General features: G+C 69.0%; 11 protein-coding genes. 10 read left to right on the top strand and 1 reads right to left on the bottom strand.

The window, feature by feature from the left end; translation table 11 throughout:
* Positions 1-185 precede the first annotated feature (185 nt).
* The 6 genes from Q0Q23_RS00360 (at position 186) to Q0Q23_RS00335 (ending at position 12,801) form a co-directional block, all read left to right on the top strand.
* On the top strand, positions 186-1,616 hold the full coding sequence (locus Q0Q23_RS00360; protein ID WP_295117584.1) for a serine/threonine-protein kinase: 1,431 nt from the start codon (positions 186-188) through the stop codon (positions 1,614-1,616).
* The gene (locus Q0Q23_RS00355) at positions 1,589-7,522 is read left to right on the top strand and encodes an Ig-like domain-containing protein (protein ID WP_295117582.1); all 5,934 of its coding nucleotides are present in this window, start codon (positions 1,589-1,591) and stop codon (positions 7,520-7,522) included. The genes Q0Q23_RS00360 and Q0Q23_RS00355 overlap by 28 nt, the downstream gene beginning before the upstream one ends.
* A gap of 74 nt (positions 7,523-7,596) precedes the next feature.
* Positions 7,597-8,568, top strand: a complete 972-nt coding sequence (locus tag Q0Q23_RS00350) for a MoxR family ATPase (RefSeq protein ID WP_295117580.1) — start codon at positions 7,597-7,599, stop codon at positions 8,566-8,568.
* Positions 8,565-9,908, top strand: a complete 1,344-nt coding sequence (locus tag Q0Q23_RS00345; protein WP_295117577.1) for a DUF58 domain-containing protein — start codon at positions 8,565-8,567, stop codon at positions 9,906-9,908. Before Q0Q23_RS00350 ends, Q0Q23_RS00345 begins: the two co-directional genes overlap by 4 nt.
* 8 nt (positions 9,909-9,916) lie before the next feature.
* Positions 9,917-12,217, top strand: coding sequence for a transglutaminase domain-containing protein (locus Q0Q23_RS00340; protein ID WP_295117574.1), 2,301 nt, complete (start codon positions 9,917-9,919; stop codon positions 12,215-12,217).
* Entirely contained in the window at positions 12,214-12,801 is a 588-nt protein-coding gene (locus tag Q0Q23_RS00335; RefSeq protein WP_295117571.1) for a zinc ribbon domain-containing protein, read from the top strand. Before Q0Q23_RS00340 ends, Q0Q23_RS00335 begins: the two co-directional genes overlap by 4 nt.
* 120 nt (positions 12,802-12,921) lie before the next feature.
* Here the strand turns inward: Q0Q23_RS00335 and ald are convergent, their stop codons facing one another.
* Positions 12,922-14,037, bottom strand: a complete 1,116-nt coding sequence (gene ald, locus Q0Q23_RS00330; RefSeq protein ID WP_295117568.1) for an alanine dehydrogenase — start codon at positions 14,035-14,037, stop codon at positions 12,922-12,924.
* 367 nt (positions 14,038-14,404) lie between these two features.
* Between ald and Q0Q23_RS00325 the strand changes: the two genes are divergently transcribed.
* The 4 genes from Q0Q23_RS00325 to Q0Q23_RS00310 are packed head-to-tail and all read left to right on the top strand — an operon-like array spanning position 14,405 to position 18,560.
* Positions 14,405-15,619 carry a PotD/PotF family extracellular solute-binding protein gene (locus Q0Q23_RS00325; protein WP_295117565.1) on the top strand — a complete coding sequence of 405 codons (1,215 nt, stop codon included), beginning with the start codon at positions 14,405-14,407 and terminating at the stop codon, positions 15,617-15,619.
* On the top strand, positions 15,619-16,818 hold the full coding sequence (locus tag Q0Q23_RS00320) for an ABC transporter ATP-binding protein (RefSeq protein WP_295117562.1): 1,200 nt from the start codon (positions 15,619-15,621) through the stop codon (positions 16,816-16,818). Before Q0Q23_RS00325 ends, Q0Q23_RS00320 begins: the two co-directional genes overlap by 1 nt.
* Positions 16,819-17,739 carry an ABC transporter permease gene (locus tag Q0Q23_RS00315; RefSeq protein WP_295117559.1) on the top strand — a complete coding sequence of 307 codons (921 nt, stop codon included), beginning with the start codon at positions 16,819-16,821 and terminating at the stop codon, positions 17,737-17,739.
* A complete protein-coding gene (locus Q0Q23_RS00310; RefSeq protein ID WP_295117555.1) occupies positions 17,736-18,560 on the top strand; it encodes an ABC transporter permease in 825 nt (274 codons plus the stop codon). The genes Q0Q23_RS00315 and Q0Q23_RS00310 overlap by 4 nt, the downstream gene beginning before the upstream one ends.
* The last annotated feature ends 65 nt before the right edge of the window (positions 18,561-18,625 follow it).

The following is an 18,625-nucleotide window of genomic DNA, read 5'->3' as shown; positions in this document are numbered from 1 at the left end:
ACGCAGACCGGTTCGCGCGAGAGTCCTCCACATGAGCGACGGCGCGCCGAAGTGCCCCCCGAGTTGGGGGTAAGGGAGTTGTCCCCAGTGCGGGTCCGGCCACCTGAGGGCCTGGAGCCGCTGCCTACAATTGGGAAACGCCTTCGCCGCCGCGATGGTGTACGGCCGACGACGGGAGGAGCTGCGTGGCTCGGCGCTTGCCTTCACAGCCGCCGAACCTGCCTGGCTTCTCGTACGTCCGGGTGCTCGGTTCGGGCGGCTTCGCGGACGTGTTCCTGTACGAACAGAACATGCCGCGCCGTCAGGTGGCGGTCAAGGTGATGCTCGCCGAAGTGGTCACCAGCCAGGTCAAGCAGATGTTCCAGGCCGAGGCCAATCTGATGGCCCAGCTGAGCACCCACCCGTCCATCCTCACCGTCTATCAGGCGAGCGTCTCCGCCGATGGCCGTCCCTACCTGGTGATGGAGCTGTGTTCGTCGGCGATCGGGCAGCGCTACCGCATGGACCCGCTGCCGGTTCCCGAAGTCCTGAGCATCGGCGTGCGGATCGCGAGCGCCGTCGAGACCGCCCATCGCGCTGGCGTGCTGCACCGCGACATCAAGCCGTCGAACATCCTCACCACCGCGTACGGCCACCCGGTGCTGAGCGACTTCGGCATCGCCGCCACCCTCAGCGAGGCCGATGTCACCGAGGCGATCGGGCTGTCGATCCCGTGGTCGGCGCCCGAGGTCCTGCTCGACGAGACCAGCGGAACCATCGCCAGCGAGGTCTGGTCCATCGGCGCGACGGTGTACTCCCTGCTCGCCGGCCGGTCGCCGTTCGAGGTGCCGGGCAAAGAGAACACGTCAGCCGAGCTCATCCAGCGCATCACCAAGGGCCGCCCGCAGCCGATCGGCCGGGCGGACGTACCGGCGCGACTCGAGCAGATCCTGATGCGCTCGATGTCGCGCAAGCCCTCGAGCCGTCAGCGCAGCGTGCTGGAGCTGATCCGCGAACTGCAGTCGGTGGAGGCCGAACTCGGGCTCCCGCAGACGCCCATCGAGGTCGCCATGGACGACTGGGCTCTCGCGACGGCCGACGACCCCGAAGAGCGCACCAGGGTCAAGGGCGTGGTCGCTGTCGACCCCGGCGCCCGGCGCCGTCGGCGCAAGCCGTCGGCGGCCTCCGCGGCGACCAGCCGGACGCCGACGCGCACCATGGTGCGCGAGAGCGTGGGCAGCTCGCCCAGCGCACCGCCGCCCGCGCCCTCGCGGGTGTCCCGAGCCCTCGTGCTCTCCCTGGTGGCCTGCGCGCTGCTGGTGGTGGTCCTCGCCGTGACGGCCGGGGTCGTGCTCGTGCGCGCCGGTGCGTCCAACGACATCCCGACCGTGCGCGACCTGAGTGGACGAGTCTCGGCCGGCACCATCGTCTTCACCTGGAGCGACCCGGGCATCGAGAGCACGGACAGCTATCAGGTCACGGTCGACGATCAGCCGCCGAGCAGCCAGCGCGCGACCGAGTTCCGAGTCGACGCCAAGCCGGGCCAGACCGTGTGCGTCACCGTCACGGTCAACCGCGACGGCAAGACCGGTTCGCCGAGCGGGCAGAAGTGCGTGCAGAGGACCGCATCGCCATGATCCGGTCGTGGCTGCTCGCCCACAAGTCGATCGCCGCCACGGCGCTGAGCGGAACGGTCGTCGCCGCGCTGGTGACGACGCTCGCCGTGGTGTCGGGCGGTTACAGCGCGCAGCACCTCCAGCTCAACGACGCCGCGGTCTGGGTGGCGAGCGACACCAAGAAGGCGCTCGGCCGGGCCAACACCGAGATCGACTCGCTGAACTCCATCGTCGCGGGCACGGGGGAGGCTCTCGACGTCGTGCAAGACGGCGAGAACGTCCTCCTGCTCGACAAGGAGGCCAACACGGCGTCCGTCGTCGATCCGGCGACGGCCGAGGCGGGGAAGTCCGTGGCCCTGCCGCCGCGGTCGCCGCAAGTGGCGGTGTCGGGCAACCATGTAGCGATGTTGTCCCAGACGACCGGCCAGCTGTGGCTGACGTCGATGGACCAACTCGAGCAGTACAACTCCGGCTCGGCCGCGACGATGGACCTCGGCGGCCGCGCCGTCGCCGCGATGGACCCGTCCGGAGTGCTGTTCCTCTATCAGCCCGGCACGCGCACGATGGTGCGCGTCGATCTCGGCGGCCAGCAGCCGGCGAGTTCGACGGCCAAGGTCGCCACCCGGGGCGACGGCACGCACGTGCAGATCACGTCGGCCGGCGGCCGGTGGGTGCTCTTCGATCCGGACGAGAAGATGCTGTGGACGTCGGACGGCGCGATCGGTCTGTCGGGGGTGCTCGGCTCAGACACGGACGCCGTCTTGCAGTCTCCGTCGTCCGTCGGGACGGCCGTATGGATCGCGACCTCATCCGGTCTCGTCCGCGTGCCGCTGGACGGATCGAAGCCGTCGCGGGTGCTGGGTACCGTGTCGGGTGCGCCGGCAGCGCCGGTGAGCGTGGCCGGCTGCGTCTACGCGGCATGGAATTCGGGCTCGGCGTGGCGCAGCTGCACGTCGTCGGCTGCAGGGACACGCAGCACGCTGAGCCAGGTACCCGCCAACGCGGTCCTCTCGTTCCGGGTGAACCGTGATCGCGTCGTGCTGAACGACGCCCGCTCCGGGGTGTCGTGGGCCGTGCAGTCGGGGAACGCGCGGATCGACAACTGGGACGAGCTGGTCTCCAAGAAGACGACGCAGGAGCTCGTCGACCAGTCGAAGCAGGATACGACCCCGCAGTACGAGAAGCAGGAGCAGCCGCCGGTCGCCGTGAACGACCAGTTCGGTGCCCGACCCGGGCGCGTCTCGCCGCTCCCGGTTCTGCTCAACGACTACGACCCCAACGGCGATGTCCTGACGATCGATTCGTTCACCGCGATCCCGGCCGACCAGGGGACGATCGAGTTGACCAACTCCGATCAGCAGCTGCAGATCTCGCTGCCTGCAACCGCGACGGGATCGATCGGTTTCGACTACACGATCTCGGACGGCCGGGGCGGGACGGCGACCGCTCACGTCACGGTGACGGTGCGCTCGCCCTCCGAGAACTCGCCTCCCGTGTGCGTGCGCACGGCCAAGGCCGTCGTGCAGGCGGGCGGTCGCGTCACGACCGCGGTGACGGGGGACTGCTACGACCCCGACGGCGATTCCTTCTATCTCGCGGGTGCCACGGTGCCGGCTCCCGACACCGTCACGTTCACGCCGCAGGGCCAGGTCGCGTACTCCGACCACGGCACAGGCGGCGGCCTCAAAGACGTGGCGCTGGTGCTCTCGGACGGACGCGCGGAGGGGACCGGACAGCTGGCCGTGACGGTCCAGCCGCCCGGCCAGGTGCCGATCATCGCCGACCCGTTCGCCGTGGTGACGTACCAAGGCCAGGAGACGACCGTCCGCCCGCTCGACCACGTGCGCGGCGGCAACGGTGTCGTCCGCCTCAGCACCGTGCCGACGAAGGCAGACGCAACCATCACGCCGGACTATCAGGGCGGCACGTTCCGGTTCGAGTCCGACCAGGCGGGCACACACAACATCGAGTATTCGGTCACCGACGGCGTGATCACGACGACCGGCACCGTCCGGGTCGAAGTGAAAGCCCCGCCCGGCGCCAAGACGGCTCCGATCGCGGTTCCGCACACGGCGTTCATCCGCGAGCAGTCGACTCAGGACGTCGATGTGCTCTCCACCGACATCGACCCCTCCGGCGGCGTGCTCCTGGTGACCGGCGCGACCGAGCCGACGGTGTCGTCGGGGATCAAGGTCCAGGTGCTCCAGCAGCGCACCCTGCGCGTCTCGCTGACCCGGCCGCTCACCGAGCCCGTCGACTTCCACTACCGGCTGAGCAACGGGCTCGCGGACACCGAGGGCACCGTCACGGTCGTCCAGCTGCCGCCGCTCACCGTGCACCAGCCGCCGATCGCAGCGCCCGACTCGGTCGCCGTACGCGTGAACGATGTCGTCGACATCCCGGTGCTGGCCAACGATGTGCAGCCGGACGGCGACAAGCTGACCCTCGATCCGACGCTCGCGAGCCCGCTGCCCGCCGGCGCAGGCCTGCTGTTCGCCAGTGGCGACCATCTGCGCTACCTCGCGCCGTCCAAGCCGGGCAACTACACGGCCGCCTACCGTGTCTACGGGGCCGACGGTCAGTGGGCCACCGCGGAGGTGAGCATCGCCGTCCGCGAGCGAGACGTCGCGACCAACAATCCGCCCGTGCCGAAGACGGTCACGGCGCGCGTCTTGGCCGGCGACACGGTGCGGATCACGATCCCGTTGTCGGGAATCGACCCGGACGGCGACTCCGTGCAGTTCATCGGCCAGGAGACCAACCCGCAGAAGGGCGCGGTCGTCGCATCGGGCAGCGACTGGATGGACTTCCAGGCCGGCGAGTACGCGGCCGGCACCGACACGTTCACGTACGCGGTGGTGGACGCCCTCGGCGCCAGGGCGACCGGGACGGTGCGCGTGGGGATCGCGGCGCGAGTCGACGGCGCCCGCAACCCCGTCGCGGTCGAGGACGACGTCACGACGCGCCCGGGCAGGACGCTGAGCGTCCAAGTGCTCGCCAACGACTCCGACCCGGACGGCAGCCCGCTGAGCGTGACGGCCGTCTCCTCGCTGGACGGCAAGGCCAAGGCGAAGATCCAGGGCGACATCGTCGTGGTGACGGCGCCGCAGCAGGAAGGGGCGTACGGCTTCCTGTACACGATCCAGAACGAGCGCGGCGGCACCAGCCAGGCGTTCCTGCGCGTGACCGTCGACAAGAACGCCCCCCCGGCACGGCCGGTCGTCTCCGACACCGTCCTCGGCCTGTCGGACATCCTGGGCCGCGACACGGTGGACGTGAACGCGCTGTCCAACGTGTTCTTCGCCGACGGCCCGGTGTCGTCCCTGAAATTGTCGATCGTGCCGGGATACGGCATCACGGCACAGGTCACCTCGGGCAAGCGGATCCGGGTCACGGTCACGGCCAAGAGCCAGATCATCCCGTTCAAGGTGGCGAATCCGGAGGACGAGTCCTACGCCGCCTACGGTTTCGTGCGACTCCCGGGCTACGACGACGCGCTCCCGCAGCTCAAGCGCGGTGCCCCGAAGCTCAGCGTGGTCAGCGAGAAGACGCTGACCATCCACCTGAACGACTACATCGTCGCCGTCGGCGGCCGCAAGGTGAAGCTGACGGATGCGGCCACGGTGCGCGCCACCCACGCGAACGGCGACGACCTGGTGGTCAGCTCCGACACACTCCAGTACGCATCGTCGAACCGCTACTTCGGACCGGCGAGCATCTCGTTCCAGGTGACGGACGGAAACGGCGCGAACGACCCGAACGGCAATGTCGCGACGATCGTGCTGCCCATCGACGTGACGCCGCGTGAGAATCAGCCGCCGGTGTTCACCGGGGCACTGATCGATTTCGAGCCGGGACAGTCGAAGACGGTCGACCTCACCAAGCTCACCAGCTATCCCTATGCGAAGGACCAGTCCGAGCTGGAGTACTCGATCCAGAACCCCCGGCCGGACGGTGTCTCGCTCTCCCTGTCGGGTCAGAAGCTGACGATCTCGGTCGGAGCGGGCGTGCAGAAGGGGAGCACGCCCTCGATCTCGATCGGTGTCAAAGACGCCGTGAACGCGGGACAGGCCGGCCGGATCGACCTGAACATCGTTCCGTCGACCCGCCCGTTGGCGAGCCCGCAGCCCGACCGCGTGATCGCGCCACGCGGGCAGACGACGACCGTCGACGTGCTGGCGAACGACGCGGCGACCAACCCGTTCCCGAACAAGCCGCTGCGGGTGATCGCGGTCCGCGGGCTCGGCGGCTCGCTGCCCGACGGCGTGGCCATCACGCCGAGCGCGGACTACTCGGTCCTGCAGATCACGGTCTCGAGCACGGCTGCTCCGGCCGACACCACCCTTCAGTACGAGGTGGCCGATGCCACCGGCGACCCCGATCGGTACACCTGGGGGACGGTGACGGTCTCGGTGCAGGATCGGCCGGCCCCCGTCTCGAACGTGCAGATCTCGGCCATCGGCGACCGGAGCCTGACGCTCAGCTGGACGCCGGGAGCATTCAACAACTCGCCCATCACCGGTTTCGAGGTCACCGTGAGCAGCGCGGCGACGGGCGCGGCGCTCGGCACCACGGAGTGCACGACCACGGTCTGCGCGATCACGACACCGGGCAACGGCCCTGCCAACGCGGTGCTGCTCGCCGTGCGCGCGCGCAACGCGCTCGGTCTGTCCGATCCCACGAGCTACGTCGAGCCGGCCTGGTCGGATGTGGTGCCGAACGCGCCCGCCAACGTCAGCTCGACGCCGCTCAACAACGGCCTCCGGATCACCTGGAACCGGCCGACGGATGCCCCGGGGGCCAGTCCGATCACGTCGTACCTGGTGACAGTGGGCGGCATCACCAAAGCGCTGCAGGTCGGTCCGGGCGATGGCGGGACGTATGCGCTGAACGTGACCGACCCCGGCATCGCCAACGGCGCGGCGATCGGCTTCACGGTGGCGAGCCGCAACGATTTCTATCAGGGCCGCACGACCTGGAACCAGACCTCCGGCAGCGGAGTGCCGGCCGGCGCTCCCGTGCTCACCGGCGCCGCCCCTGTCGCGAGCCCGGACAACAGCGACGGCTCCAGCGCGACGCTGACCTGGTCGAACGTCTTCGGCCCGAACGGGAAGGCGATCACCGACTACTTCGCCGGCGTCTTCCAGGGCGGTGCGCAGCCCGGGTGCAGTGTCACCGGTGTGGAGACGGGAAACCCGGTCCTGCACGCCGATCCCGAGTCCTCGACCTTCAAACGCGTTCAGGGCGGCCAGGTGACCTTCTCGGGGCTGCGTCCCAACCAGAGCTACAACTTCGTGGTGTACGCCTACAACGGTCAGGGCTGCACGCCGAGCGCCGTCGTGTCGGCGACGCAGCGTCTGCAGCCGGGAGCGGTCCGCAGCGTGAGGATCAGCGGCCCGGTGCAGAACCTGTCGGACACGTGGGACTTCCAGGCCTCGGTCGACTATCAGAACGGCAGCGGATCGAGCCCGATCGTCAACTACCAGCTCATCGGCGACAACGGCGTGGTCGAGAACGGACAGCTCCCGGGCACCAGCGGGATGGTCGCGGGAGGCAACGGGGCGCACTACGGAACCGGCCTGACGTTGAGCGTCACCAGCATCTGCGAGACCTATCCCGACGGCTCCCAGCTCTGCTCGCCGCAGAACTACAGCACGCGGATGGGGGTCGCCGTGAGCACGGCGATCGACGGGCAGCGGTACGACCCGGCGACCAGCACGTTCAGCTGGACGAGCTGGCCCACTGGCTCCGGGTACACGCTGGTCACGTACAGCTGCGTCACCGGCGTGTCGGCGCCGATGCCGCCGGCCGGGCAGACCGCGACGTGCCAGGCTCCGGCCGGGGCCGCGAACCCCGTGCTCACCGTGACGGTGCGCGTCGGAGGCGACACGTATTCCACACCGTACCCGGCCTCAGGCATGCAATGAGCGGGGAACGGCATACTGAGGACGGCGCGCGCACCGGCGCAGCGCTGCTCACGCACCCCGAGAGAGGCCACAGCATGACGATGACCCCTGAGCAGGCCGGCTGGTTCTCGGGCGTGTTCGACCGTCTCGTGCAGAACATCGACCGGGTCCTCCTGGGCAAGTCGCACGTCATCCGGCTCGCCCTCACCGCTCTGCTCAGCGAGGGGCACCTGCTGCTGGAAGACTTTCCGGGAACGGGCAAGACCTCGCTCGCGCGGGCGATGGCCGAGAGCGTGCGCGGCACGACCAACCGTGTGCAGTTCACGCCGGACCTCTTGCCCGGCGACATCACCGGCGTGAACATCTACGACCAGCGCACGGGGGCGTTCGAGTTCCACCGCGGCCCGGTCTTCGCCAACATCGTCCTCGCCGACGAGATCAACCGTGCGTCCCCGAAGACCCAGTCGGCCCTGCTGGAGGTCATGGAGGAGCAGCAGGTCACCGTCGACGGCGTCCGTCACACCGTGGGCGAGCCCTTCATGGTGATCGCGACGCAGAACCCCATCGAGCAGGCGGGAACCTACCGGCTGCCCGAGGCGCAGCTCGACCGCTTCCTGATGAAGGCGTCGATCGGATACCCGGACCATGAGGCGACGCTGCGCATCCTCGAGGGGGCGGAACGACGCGCCCACGACATCGTCGTACCTGAGGTGATCTCGGCCGAGACCGTCGTCGAGATGGCCGATATGGCGCGCGGTGTCCACGTCGACCCGTCGATCAACGACTACGTCTCGCGGTTGGTGGACGCGAGCCGGTCGGCGGACGAGATCCGCCTGGGCGTGAGCGTGCGGGGAGCGCTGGCCCTGGTCCGCGCGGCGAAGACGCTCGCCGCGTCGTCCGGCCGCTACTACGTCACGCCGGACGACGTGAAGACTCTCGCGGAGCCTGTGCTCGCGCACCGCCTGGTGCTCGATCCCGAAGCGGAGTTCGAAGGTGTGACGGCCTCCAGCGTGGTCGGCCAGCTGCTGATCGAGGTGCCGCCGCCGAGCGATCGGGCCGCCGTGTGACCAGCACCGTCAGCCGCACCCAGGTCGAGCTCACCAACGCGCGCGCCCGCATCGTCGGCGAGCGTGACGGGCTGCTCGCCGACGCGATCGTCTGGTTCGTGCGCACCAGTGCGGCGGTCGGCCGGGTCATCGCGACCGCTGCGCGTGTGCTCGGCGCGGTGATCACCGCGCTCGGCTGGTCGATGGTGGCAGTGACCGTGCTCGCGCTCGCGGCCGGCTACGTGCTCGGCTGGACGGAAGCCGTCGTGGCTGGCTGGGCCGCGGCCGCGCTGCTGGCGATCGCCTCGCTGTATCTGGTCGGCCGGATCGCCTACGACGTCGGGCTCAGCCTTCCGACGAACCGCGTTGTGGTGGGCGACCGAGCCCCCGGAGAGGTGCTGGTGCGCAACCCGACGCGCCGGCGCCTGCCGGGGGTGCGGGTGGAGGTGCCGGTGGGCGCCGGGCTCGCCGAGTTCGCCGCTCCCGCCCTGCAGAGCGGCGAGGAGCACTCCGACGTCTTCGTCGTGCCGACCAGCCGACGGGGAATCGTCCCGATCGGTCCGGTACGAACGGTGCGCGCCGATCCCATCGGCCTGCTGCGCCGCGAGATGGTGTGGGCCGACTCGCTGGACCTGTTCGTGCATCCGCGCATCATCGCGATTCCGAGCATGAGCACCGGGTTCGTGCGCGACCTGGAGGGCGCGCCGACGCGCGACCTGACCGCGAGCGACGTCGCCTTCCACGCGCTGCGCGAATACATGCCGGGCGACGAGCGCCGCAACATCCACTGGAAGAGCACCGCGAAGACCGGCAGCTATATGGTGCGCCAGTTCGAGGAGACCCGGCGCAGCCACCTGCTGGTCGCCCTGAGTCTGTCCGAGGCGGACTACGCCAGCGACGAGGAGTTCGAGCTCGCGGTGAGCGCGACCGGTTCGCTCGGTGTGCGTGCCATGCTGGACTCCCGCACGGTGTCGGTGGTGGCGAGCGCGAAGACCCCGGAGTTCGCCAAGCGGGTCGTGTTCAGCGCCCGACGGCTGAGCACGATCGGCAGGGGCCGCCTGCTCGACGACCTGGCCGGGGTGGAGATGGCGGAGGCGGCGCTGCGACTGCCCGAGTTGGCCCAGGTCGCGAGCGAGGACGCCGCGGGGACGTCGATCGTCTTCCTCGTGTGCGGGTCGACGGTGACGGCGACGCAGTTGCGCTCCGCTGCCGCCCACTTCCCGCTGGGCGTCGACGTGGTGGCCATCGTCTGCGACGAGGGCGCCGTGCCGACGCTGCGCCGGGTCGCGGACCTCAGCGTGCTCACCATCGGCTATCTGGAGGACCTCCAGCGCAGTCTCGCGAAGCGGCTCGCGACATGATCGGGCGCGTGGCGTGGCGATCGGCCGTGGCCGACATCGCGTTGGCGATGGCCGCGGTGGCGCTGGCGGCGTGGTCGTTCTGGCCCGTCTATCAGTCGCCCGCCTTCGTGACGATGCTGGTGCTGACGATCGTGCTCGGCACCGCGATCGCCGTGCTGGGCGCGACGTTCCGTTGGCCCAGCATCGTCGTGGCCGGTGTCGTTCTCGTGACGTACCTGGCGACCGGCGTGCAGCTGGCGGTGCCGGGGGAGTCGACGGCCGGAGGTCTCCTGCCGACCGTTCAGGGGTTCTTCGACCTCCTCGAGGGCACCTGGCTGTCGTGGAAGCAGTTGGTGACCATCTCCGTTCCGGTCGGCTCGTATCAGGCGCTCCTCGTACCCGCCTTCATCCTGGTGCTGCTGGCGAGCGTGATCACGACGACCATCGCCTTGCGCTCGTCGCTGCCCGAACTCTCCGGTGTACCCGCTGTCGTGGTGCTGGTGGCCGGGATCGCCTTCGGCCCGGCGACCGCGCCGGTGCCGCTGTGGCTCGTGCTGGGGCTGTTCGCGCTGGTGCTCGTCTGGAACATCCGTCTCCGGCTCCGGCGGCGCACGGCCGCTGTGCGCGCCCTGCGCGCGCAGAGCGGCCTGACCGTCGAGACGCGCAGGGAGCGCAGCTCGACGGCGGTGCTCACCGCGACCGGCGCGACCGTGATGCTCGCGGGCGCTGCCGTGGTCGGCATCTCGGCCACGGCGCTGATGCCGCCCCCGTCCGACCGGCAGGTGGTGCGGACGGCGGTCGAGCAGCCCTTCGACCCTCGCGCCTATCCGAGTCCGCTCACGGGATTCCGCTCTTACTTCGAGCCGGCGTCGGCGTCGGATCCCATGCTCAGCGTGAGCGGGCTGCCGGCCGATCGCCGGATTCGCATCGCAACGCTCGACACGTACGACGGCGTGACCTACTCGGTGGGAAGTGCGGCCGTCACGAGCGCCTCCGGTGCGTTCACCCGGTTGCCCTACCGGCTCGACCAGTCCGAGACGAACGGCACGCCGACGCAGCTGACGGTGACCGTGCGCGGTTACCGCGGTCCTTGGGTGCCCGGCACCGGGCAGCTGGAGCAGATCCAGTTCCTCGGAAGTCACGGTTCGGCCCTCTCCGGAGCCTTCTTCTACAACGACGTCACCGGAACGGGTGCGGTCATGGCTCCGCTGCGGGACGGCGATTCCTATGTGGCGGACTCGGTCAGCCTGCCCACGCTCGCCGTGGCGCAGCTGAAGACGGTCCAGCCCGGCTCCGACACCGTGCCCCGACCCGCGGTGATCCCCGACGAGCTCCAGTCCACGCTGCAGAAGTACACGGCGGGCGTCACCAGTGCCGGGGCTAAGCTGGCTGCCGCGATCCAGGGTCTTCAGACCGACGGCTACATCAGTCACGGCGTCGGGAAGGACGAGCCCGCGAGCCGGTCGGGCCACGGCGCGGACCGCATCACGGAACTACTGACGAACGTGCCGATGCTGGGGGACCAGGAGCAGTACGCGGTGACGGCGGCCCTCATGGCGCGTCAACTCGGGTTCCCCGCCCGCGTCGCGATGGGGTTCGTCGCTCCGAAGGACGCGTCCGGCGGCGTCGTCACCTTCCTCGGCTCCGACGCCTCGGCCTGGATCGAAGTGCAGACCACGACCGGCTGGGTCACCGTCGACCCCACACCGCCCGTGCGGCCTGTGCCGCCTAACCAGCCGGAGCAGCCGACCGAGATCTCCCGCCCGCAGACCAACGTGCAGCCTCCGGTCGACGAGAGCCCGCAGCAGAACGAGGAACCGCCGCAGGCTCAGGTCGACTCGACGCCGCAGCAGGCGCCGAACCCGGTCCTCGAGACCATTCTGGCGGTGCTGATCGCCGTCGGCTGGACGCTGCTCGTACTCGCAGTGCTCGCGGCGCCGTTCCTGGCGGTCATCGCCGCCAAGTGGAGGCGTCGCTCGCTCCGGAGATCGGCGCCGACCGCCGCCGACCGGATCGTCGGCGGCTGGCGCGAGTTCGCGGACGCGGCCGTGGACCACGGGTACGATCCGCCGCCGGCGGCCACGCGCGTGGAGTTCGCCACCACGATCGGCGGCACGCGGGCTGCGGCGCTCGCGAACGTCGCCGACCGTGCGGTCTTCAGCCCGGTTGCGCCGACCGCGGCCGAAGCGGACACGGTGTGGAAGGCGGTCGACGACCTCCGCGCCCAGCTGGATCGACGCGACACGCGGTGGAAGCGACTGTTGGCGGCCGTCTCGCTGCGGTCACTCGGCTACCGTGGAAGGACGCGAGAGAGGACGAACAGGCGATGAGATGCCGGGTGTGCGGAGCGGCGCTCTCCGAGGGGACGCTGTTCTGCGGAAACTGCGGGAGCTCGGTGACGGCGTCGCGCGTGCGGCCGCCGGAGGTCGCGGATTCGCGGCCGTCGGACACCTCGATCGTGCCGCCGCTGGCGAAGCCGGCGGTGGCGGGACGGTTCCCCGGCGACGCACTGGTCGACGAGGACGGCCTCCCACCGACCGAGGCCATCGACATCGTCCCGATCGAGGCCGCTCCACCTGTTGTGCGCACACGCACGTACCGGCTGAGTTTTTCGACCGGCGAGTCCGTCGAGGTGTACGGAAGCGGTCTCATCGGCAGACGGCCGATCACCCAGCCGGGCGAGCACGTCGACCAGCTCGTCGCGATCTCGGACCCGGCCCGCAGCGTCTCGAAGACCCACCTCGAGTTCGGGCTCGAAGGCGACGATCTCTGGATCTGCGACCGGTATTCGGGCAACGGCACCGTCGCCCGCCCGCTCGGCGGGCTCGCCCGGCAGTGCGAGGCCGGGAGGCGCTACCGTGTCGGCCGGGGGACCCGCGTCGACATCGGCGACCAGTGGTTCGACGTCAGCTGATCGTGCGCATCAGCCGGCCCCGCGGCATCGGGCGCTGACCGACCGCGCCGCGAACGCCTGAAACGCAGGACCCCTCCGCCGCCGGTCGAGCGGCAGACGGAGGAGTCGGACGTGCTGCGGTCAGACGAGGGCGTCGGCGATGCCGGCGTCGACGATCCCGTGGGCTTCGGCCACGCCCGGGTTGGTGACCCGACCGGCGTGCACGTTCAGGCCCAGGGCGAGCGAAGCGTCGGCGCGGAGCGCGGCCTGCCAGCCGTTGTTCGCAATCGCCCGCGCGTACGGGAGCGTCGCGTTCGTGAGCGCGTAGGTGGAGGTGTGCGGCACGGCGCCCGGCATGTTCGCGACGCAGTAGAAGAGCGACTGATGCACCGTGAAGGTGGGGTCGGCGTGCGTGGTGGGGTGCGAGTCGGCGAAGCAGCCGCCCTGGTCCACTGCGATGTCGACGAGCACGCTGCCCGGCTTCATGCGCGAGACGAGTTCGTTGCTGACCAGCTTCGGCGCCTTGGCGCCGGGCACGAGGACCGAGCCGATCACCAGGTCGGAGGCGACGACCGCCTTCTCGATCTCGAAGCTGTTGGAGGCGATGGTCTTGATGCGGCCCGCGTAGAGCGCGTCGAGCTCGCGGAGGCGTGCGATGTTGGTGTCGAGCACGGTGACCTCCGCGCCGAGACCGACGGCGACCGACGTGGCGTTCGTACCGGCGACGCCGCCGCCGAGCACGGTGACGACGGCCGGGTGCGTGCCGGGCACGCCGGGAACGAGCAGGCCGGGGCCGCCGTTCGGCTTGAGCATCGTGTTCGCACCGACGATCGGGGCGAGCCGGCCGGCCACCTCGCTCATCGGTGCGAGCAGGGGGAGCGCGCGGTTGGGCAGCTGCACCGTCTCGTAGGCGATCGCGGTGACTCCGGAGTCGATCAGCGCGCGGGTGAGTTCCTCGTCGGCGGCCAGGTGCAGATACGTGAACAGCACCAGACCCTCGCGGAAGTAGCCGTACTCGGAGGCGATCGGCTCCTTCACCTTGAGGATGAGGTCGCCTGCCGCCCACGTGGCGGCGGCGTCCGGGAGGATGGTGGCTCCGGCTCCTGCGTACAAGTCGTCCGGGATCGAGGAGCCGACTCCGGCTCCCGTCTCGACGAAGACCTCGTGGCCGGCGCCGACCAGGTCGTGGACACCTGCGGGCGTAATCGCCACGCGGAATTCGTTGTTCTTGATCTCGCGGGGGATCGCGACCTTCATGGGGCTCCTCAGCTCCTCACACTACGACGTGATGGTTCGACAACACCCTAGCGCCCTTCACGGACGATTTCGATAGCGATCCACGAAGGATCGTGCTGATTCCGTAAATTCTGCCTCGACCCAGCGCTGATATCGGCAGTTCGTCTCGGCCTCTGCTCGGGCGACGCGCGACACGTGCGGTTTCCCCCGCGATTCGGACGAATCGGAACGGATTTCGTGACGATCATGTTTCAAAATGGACGATTCGCCCCTTGGGGGGTGCGGATCGCGCCGGCCGTGTGCCAGTATCGACCCACCGCGCAGGCACAGCGAAGTGCCCGGCGGACCGCCTCTGGCACCACCAGATAGACCCGAAGGAGCTCCGCAAGTGAAATCCAGGCCACTCCCGACCGATCCGATGATCCGCCAGCTGGTGCAGTCCGCTCGTGCTTCCCAGCTCACCCGTCGCGGTTTGCTCGCCGGGGCCACCGCCGGTGCGGCGGCGCTCGCCCTGGCCGCGTGCTCCACCGGAGGGGCTTCCGGCAAGCCGACACCCGCCAAGGACCAGTCCAGCACCGACAAGACGCTCACCTGGGCCAACTGGCAGGCATACCTCGACCAGGACAACAACGGCAAGTATCCGACGCTCGAGGCGTTCCAGAAGCAGTCGGGGCTGAAGGTCAAGTACGACGTCGCGGTCGACGACAACAACACGTACTACGCCAAGGTCAAAGACCAGCTCGCGCTCGGCAAGGACATCGGCGCCGACACCGTCTGCCTCACCGACTGGATGATCGCCCGCTGGATCCGGCTCGGCTACGTGCAGTCCTTCGACGAGTCCGCCATCCCGAACAAGAAGAACCTCACCTCGAACCTGGTGAACGTGGACTTCGACCCCGGCCGCAAGAAGTCGCTGCCGTGGCAGAGCGGTTTCGCGGGCATCTGCTGGAACAAGCAGAAGCTGCCGAACGGGCTGAAGTCTGTTGACGATCTCTGGAAGCCCGAACTCAAGGGCAAGGTCGGCGTTCTCAGCGAGATGCGCGACACGGTGGGTCTCCTCCTGCTGCAGCAGGGCGTCGACATCTCCAAGGAGTTCAGCGACGACGATTTCAACAAGGCCATCGACAAGCTGACCAAGGAGGTCGACGACGGCCAGATCCGCAACATCAAGGGCAACTCGTACCTCAACGACCTGAAGTCCGGCGACACGCTCGCCGCGATCTGCTGGTCGGGCGACATCACGCAGCTGAACGCCGAGGCCGGCGACAACTGGCAGTTCGCCATCCCGGAAGCGGGCGGCACGCTGTGGAGCGACAACTTCATCATCCCGATCGGGTCGCCGCGCAAAGCCAACGCCGAGAAGCTCATCGACTACTACTACGAGCCGGAGGTCGCAGCCGAGGTCGCCGCCTGGGTGAACTACATCACCCCGGTGCAGGGCGCGAAGGAGGCCGCGGCGAAGATCGATCCCCAGCTGGCCGACAACCAGCTGATCTTCCCCGACGAGGAGACCCTGTCGAAGGTGCACGTCTTCCGCACGCTCACCCCGGCCCAGGAGCAGAAGTACCAGGCGGCGTTCCAGAAAGTGATCCTGGGGGCCTGATGCCGAAGGGAGTCTTCGCCGAGTCCGGCGCCGACCTGCAACTGATCGGCATCCGCAAACGGTTCCCCGGATTCACCGCCATCGAGAATCTCGACCTCACCATCCCCGCCGGATCGTTCTTCGCGCTCCTCGGCCCGAGCGGCTGCGGCAAGACGACGACTCTGCGGCTCGTGGCCGGCCTCGAGGAGCCGACGGAGGGCCGCATCGTCATCGGCGGCCAGGATGTGACCCGCACCAAGCCGTTTCAGCGGCCGGTGAACACCGTGTTCCAGAGCTACGCGCTCTTCCCGCACATGACGATCCTCGAGAACGTCGCCTTCGGCCTCCGCCGACGCAAGATCGGCGATCCGGTGGCCAAGGCGCACGAGGCCCTCCGGCTGGTCGAGCTCGACCATCTCGCCGCTCGACGTCCCGCGCAACTCTCCGGAGGACAGCAGCAGCGCGTCGCCCTGGCGCGGGCGGTCGTGAACCGACCGGCGCTGCTGCTGCTCGACGAGCCGCTCGGCGCGCTCGACCTCAAGCTCCGGAGGCAGATGCAGCTCGAGTTGAAGTCGATCCAGACCGAGGTCGGTCTCACGTTCGTCCATGTGACCCACGACCAGGAGGAGGCCATGACCATGGCCGACACCGTGGCCGTCATGAACAAGGGCCGCATCGAGCAGATGGGTGCGCCCGAGCTGCTCTACGAGTTGCCGTCCACGGTGTTCGTCGCGAACTTCCTGGGCCAGTCGAATCTCTTCGTCGGTCCGGTGGTCGAGAGCTCAGGTGACACCCTCGGCGTGGAGGTCGCCGGGCGGCGCATGCAGGTGCCGCGCTCGCGCGCGCAGCGCACCTCCGGCACGGTCACCGTCGGCGTGCGTCCGGAGAAGCTCACGCTCCACCGGGCCGAGGGCGAGATCCCCGCCGGTGCGAACCGCCTCGGTCCTGGACGCGTGATCGACGTCTCGTTCAGCGGGGTGAGCACGCAGTATCTGGTCGACGTGCCCGGGCTCGGCAGCGTGATCGTGTTCGCACAGAACCTGGCGAGCGGCCCGGTGGCCGGTTTCGGGGACGAGGTCTGGGTCTCGTGGGACGCGTCGCACACCTTCGTGCTCGCCGACGAGCCCCCGGCCGACGGCCGTTTCGCCGACGACACGGACACCCAGGCGGTGGCGGCGCAGGCGAAGGAGCGGCTGCTGTCGGAGCTGGAGGAGGCGTAGATGGCCATCGCCGCCTTCACCGGCCCTCCCACGACTCAGGATCAGGAGCCGGCGGCCCGGCGCAAATCCGGCATCGCGCTGGTGCTGCTGCTTCCCGGCGTGCTCTATCTGGTGCTGTTCTTCCTGACGCCGCTCGTGTCGCTCATCATCACGTCCTTCCAGACTCCGGTGCCCGGCGGCGACATCGGGCAGTACCAGGCAGCGTTCCAGTGGCAGAACTACACCGACTCGATCTCGGAGTACTGGCCGCAGATCCTGCGGTCGTTCGGCTACGCGCTCATCGCGACGGCAGCCGCGCTCGTGATCAGCTACCCGCTGGCCTATTTCATCGGCGTGAAGATGCGGGCGCGCCCGGTGCTGCAGAACCTGCTGATGACCCTGGTCATCGCCCCGTTCTTCATCAGCTTCCTGCTGCGCACGCTGGCCTGGAAGTCGATCCTGAGCGACGACGGGTGGGTGGCGAGCTCTCTCAAGGCGATCAGCATCCTGCCGCCGGACGCTCACATCACCGGTACGCCCTTCTCGGTCATCTTCGGTCTGACATACAACTTCATCCCGTTCATGACGCTGCCGCTCTACTCGACGCTGGAACGTCTGGACACGCGGTTGCTGGAGGCGGGCCAAGACCTCTACGCGAGCAGCTGGACGACGTTCCGCAAGGTCACGATCCCGTTGTCGATGCCCGGCATCGTCTCGGGAACGCTCCTGACGTTCATCCCGGCGGCGGGCGACTACATCAACGCGTCGCAGGACTTCCTCGGCGCCGCAGACACGTCGATGATGGGCAACGTCATCGAGAGCAACTTCCTGGTGTTGCAGAACTACCCGACGGCCGCCGCGATGTCGGTCATCCTGATGGCGGTCATCCTCGTCATCGTCGGCTTCTACGTGCGCCGCAGTGGAACGGAGGACCTGCTGTGACGACCACCGAACCACGCGCGCGCTTCCGGTTCCGCGGTCTGGGGCTCGGCGTCTACGCGTTCCTGGCGCTGGCGTTCCTGCTCATCCCGATCGTCTACACGTTCGTGTTCTCGTTCAACGACGCGATCAAGAACAACATCGCGTGGCGCGGGTTCACCCTGCGCAACTGGACGAACGTGTGCGATGCGGCGGGGATCTGCGACGCGTTCGCCGCGTCGATCATCATCGGCATCGTCTCCACGGTGATCGCGACGGTGCTCGGCACGATGATCGCCATCGCGTTGATGCGCTACCGCTTCCGGTTCCGCTCCCAGACCAGCCTGCTGCTGTTCCTGCCGATGGCGAGCCCGGAGGTCGTGCTCGGTGCCGGGCTCGCCGCCCAGTTCCTCAGCCTCGGCGTCAACAAGGGCTTCGGCACGATCATCATCGCGCACGTCATGTTCTGCATCAGCTTCGTGGTGGTGACGGTGAAGGCGCGTGTCGCCTCGCTGGACCCGGCGCTGGAGGAGGCCGGGCGCGACCTGTACGGCTCGCCCAACGCGGTGTTCTGGCGCATCACCTTCCCACTGCTGCTGCCGGGCATCCTGTCGGCTGCACTGCTGTCGTTCTCGCTGAGCTTCGACGACTTCATCATCACGAATTTCAACGCCGGCGCGGTGACGACGTTTCCGATGTATATCTACATCGCGGCGTCGCGCGGCATCCCGGCTCAGGCGAACGTGATCGCGTCCGCGGTGTTCATCCTGACCATCCTCGTGGTGCTCATCGCGCAGCTGACCGCCGCCGCCCGCGCCAAGCGCCTCGCCCGCGCCACGCAATAGCATCCCGGCGGACCGCTCGAAGGGCGCGTAATCGCCCCCGAAACTCAGTTTTGGGGGCGATTACG

The organism is uncultured Leifsonia sp., from assembly GCF_945957465.1.
Taxonomy (GTDB): domain Bacteria; phylum Actinomycetota; class Actinomycetes; order Actinomycetales; family Microbacteriaceae; genus Leifsonia.
Note: the sequence above shows the minus strand (reverse complement) of the source record. Positions and strands in the feature narration are given on the sequence as shown.

Bases quoted from the DNA above. Each gene is read 5' to 3' on its own strand.
- ald (WP_295117568.1), bottom strand. From the start codon at position 14,037: ATGAAGGTCGCGATCCCCCGCGAGATCAAGAACAACGAATTCCGCGTG.
- Q0Q23_RS00335 (WP_295117571.1), top strand. From the start codon at position 12,214: ATGAGATGCCGGGTGTGCGGAGCGGCGCTCTCCGAGGGGACGCTGTTC.
- Q0Q23_RS00350 (WP_295117580.1), top strand. From the start codon at position 7,597: ATGACGATGACCCCTGAGCAGGCCGGCTGGTTCTCGGGCGTGTTCGAC.
- Q0Q23_RS00315 (WP_295117559.1), top strand. From the start codon at position 16,819: ATGGCCATCGCCGCCTTCACCGGCCCTCCCACGACTCAGGATCAGGAG.
- Q0Q23_RS00320 (WP_295117562.1), top strand. From the start codon at position 15,619: ATGCCGAAGGGAGTCTTCGCCGAGTCCGGCGCCGACCTGCAACTGATC.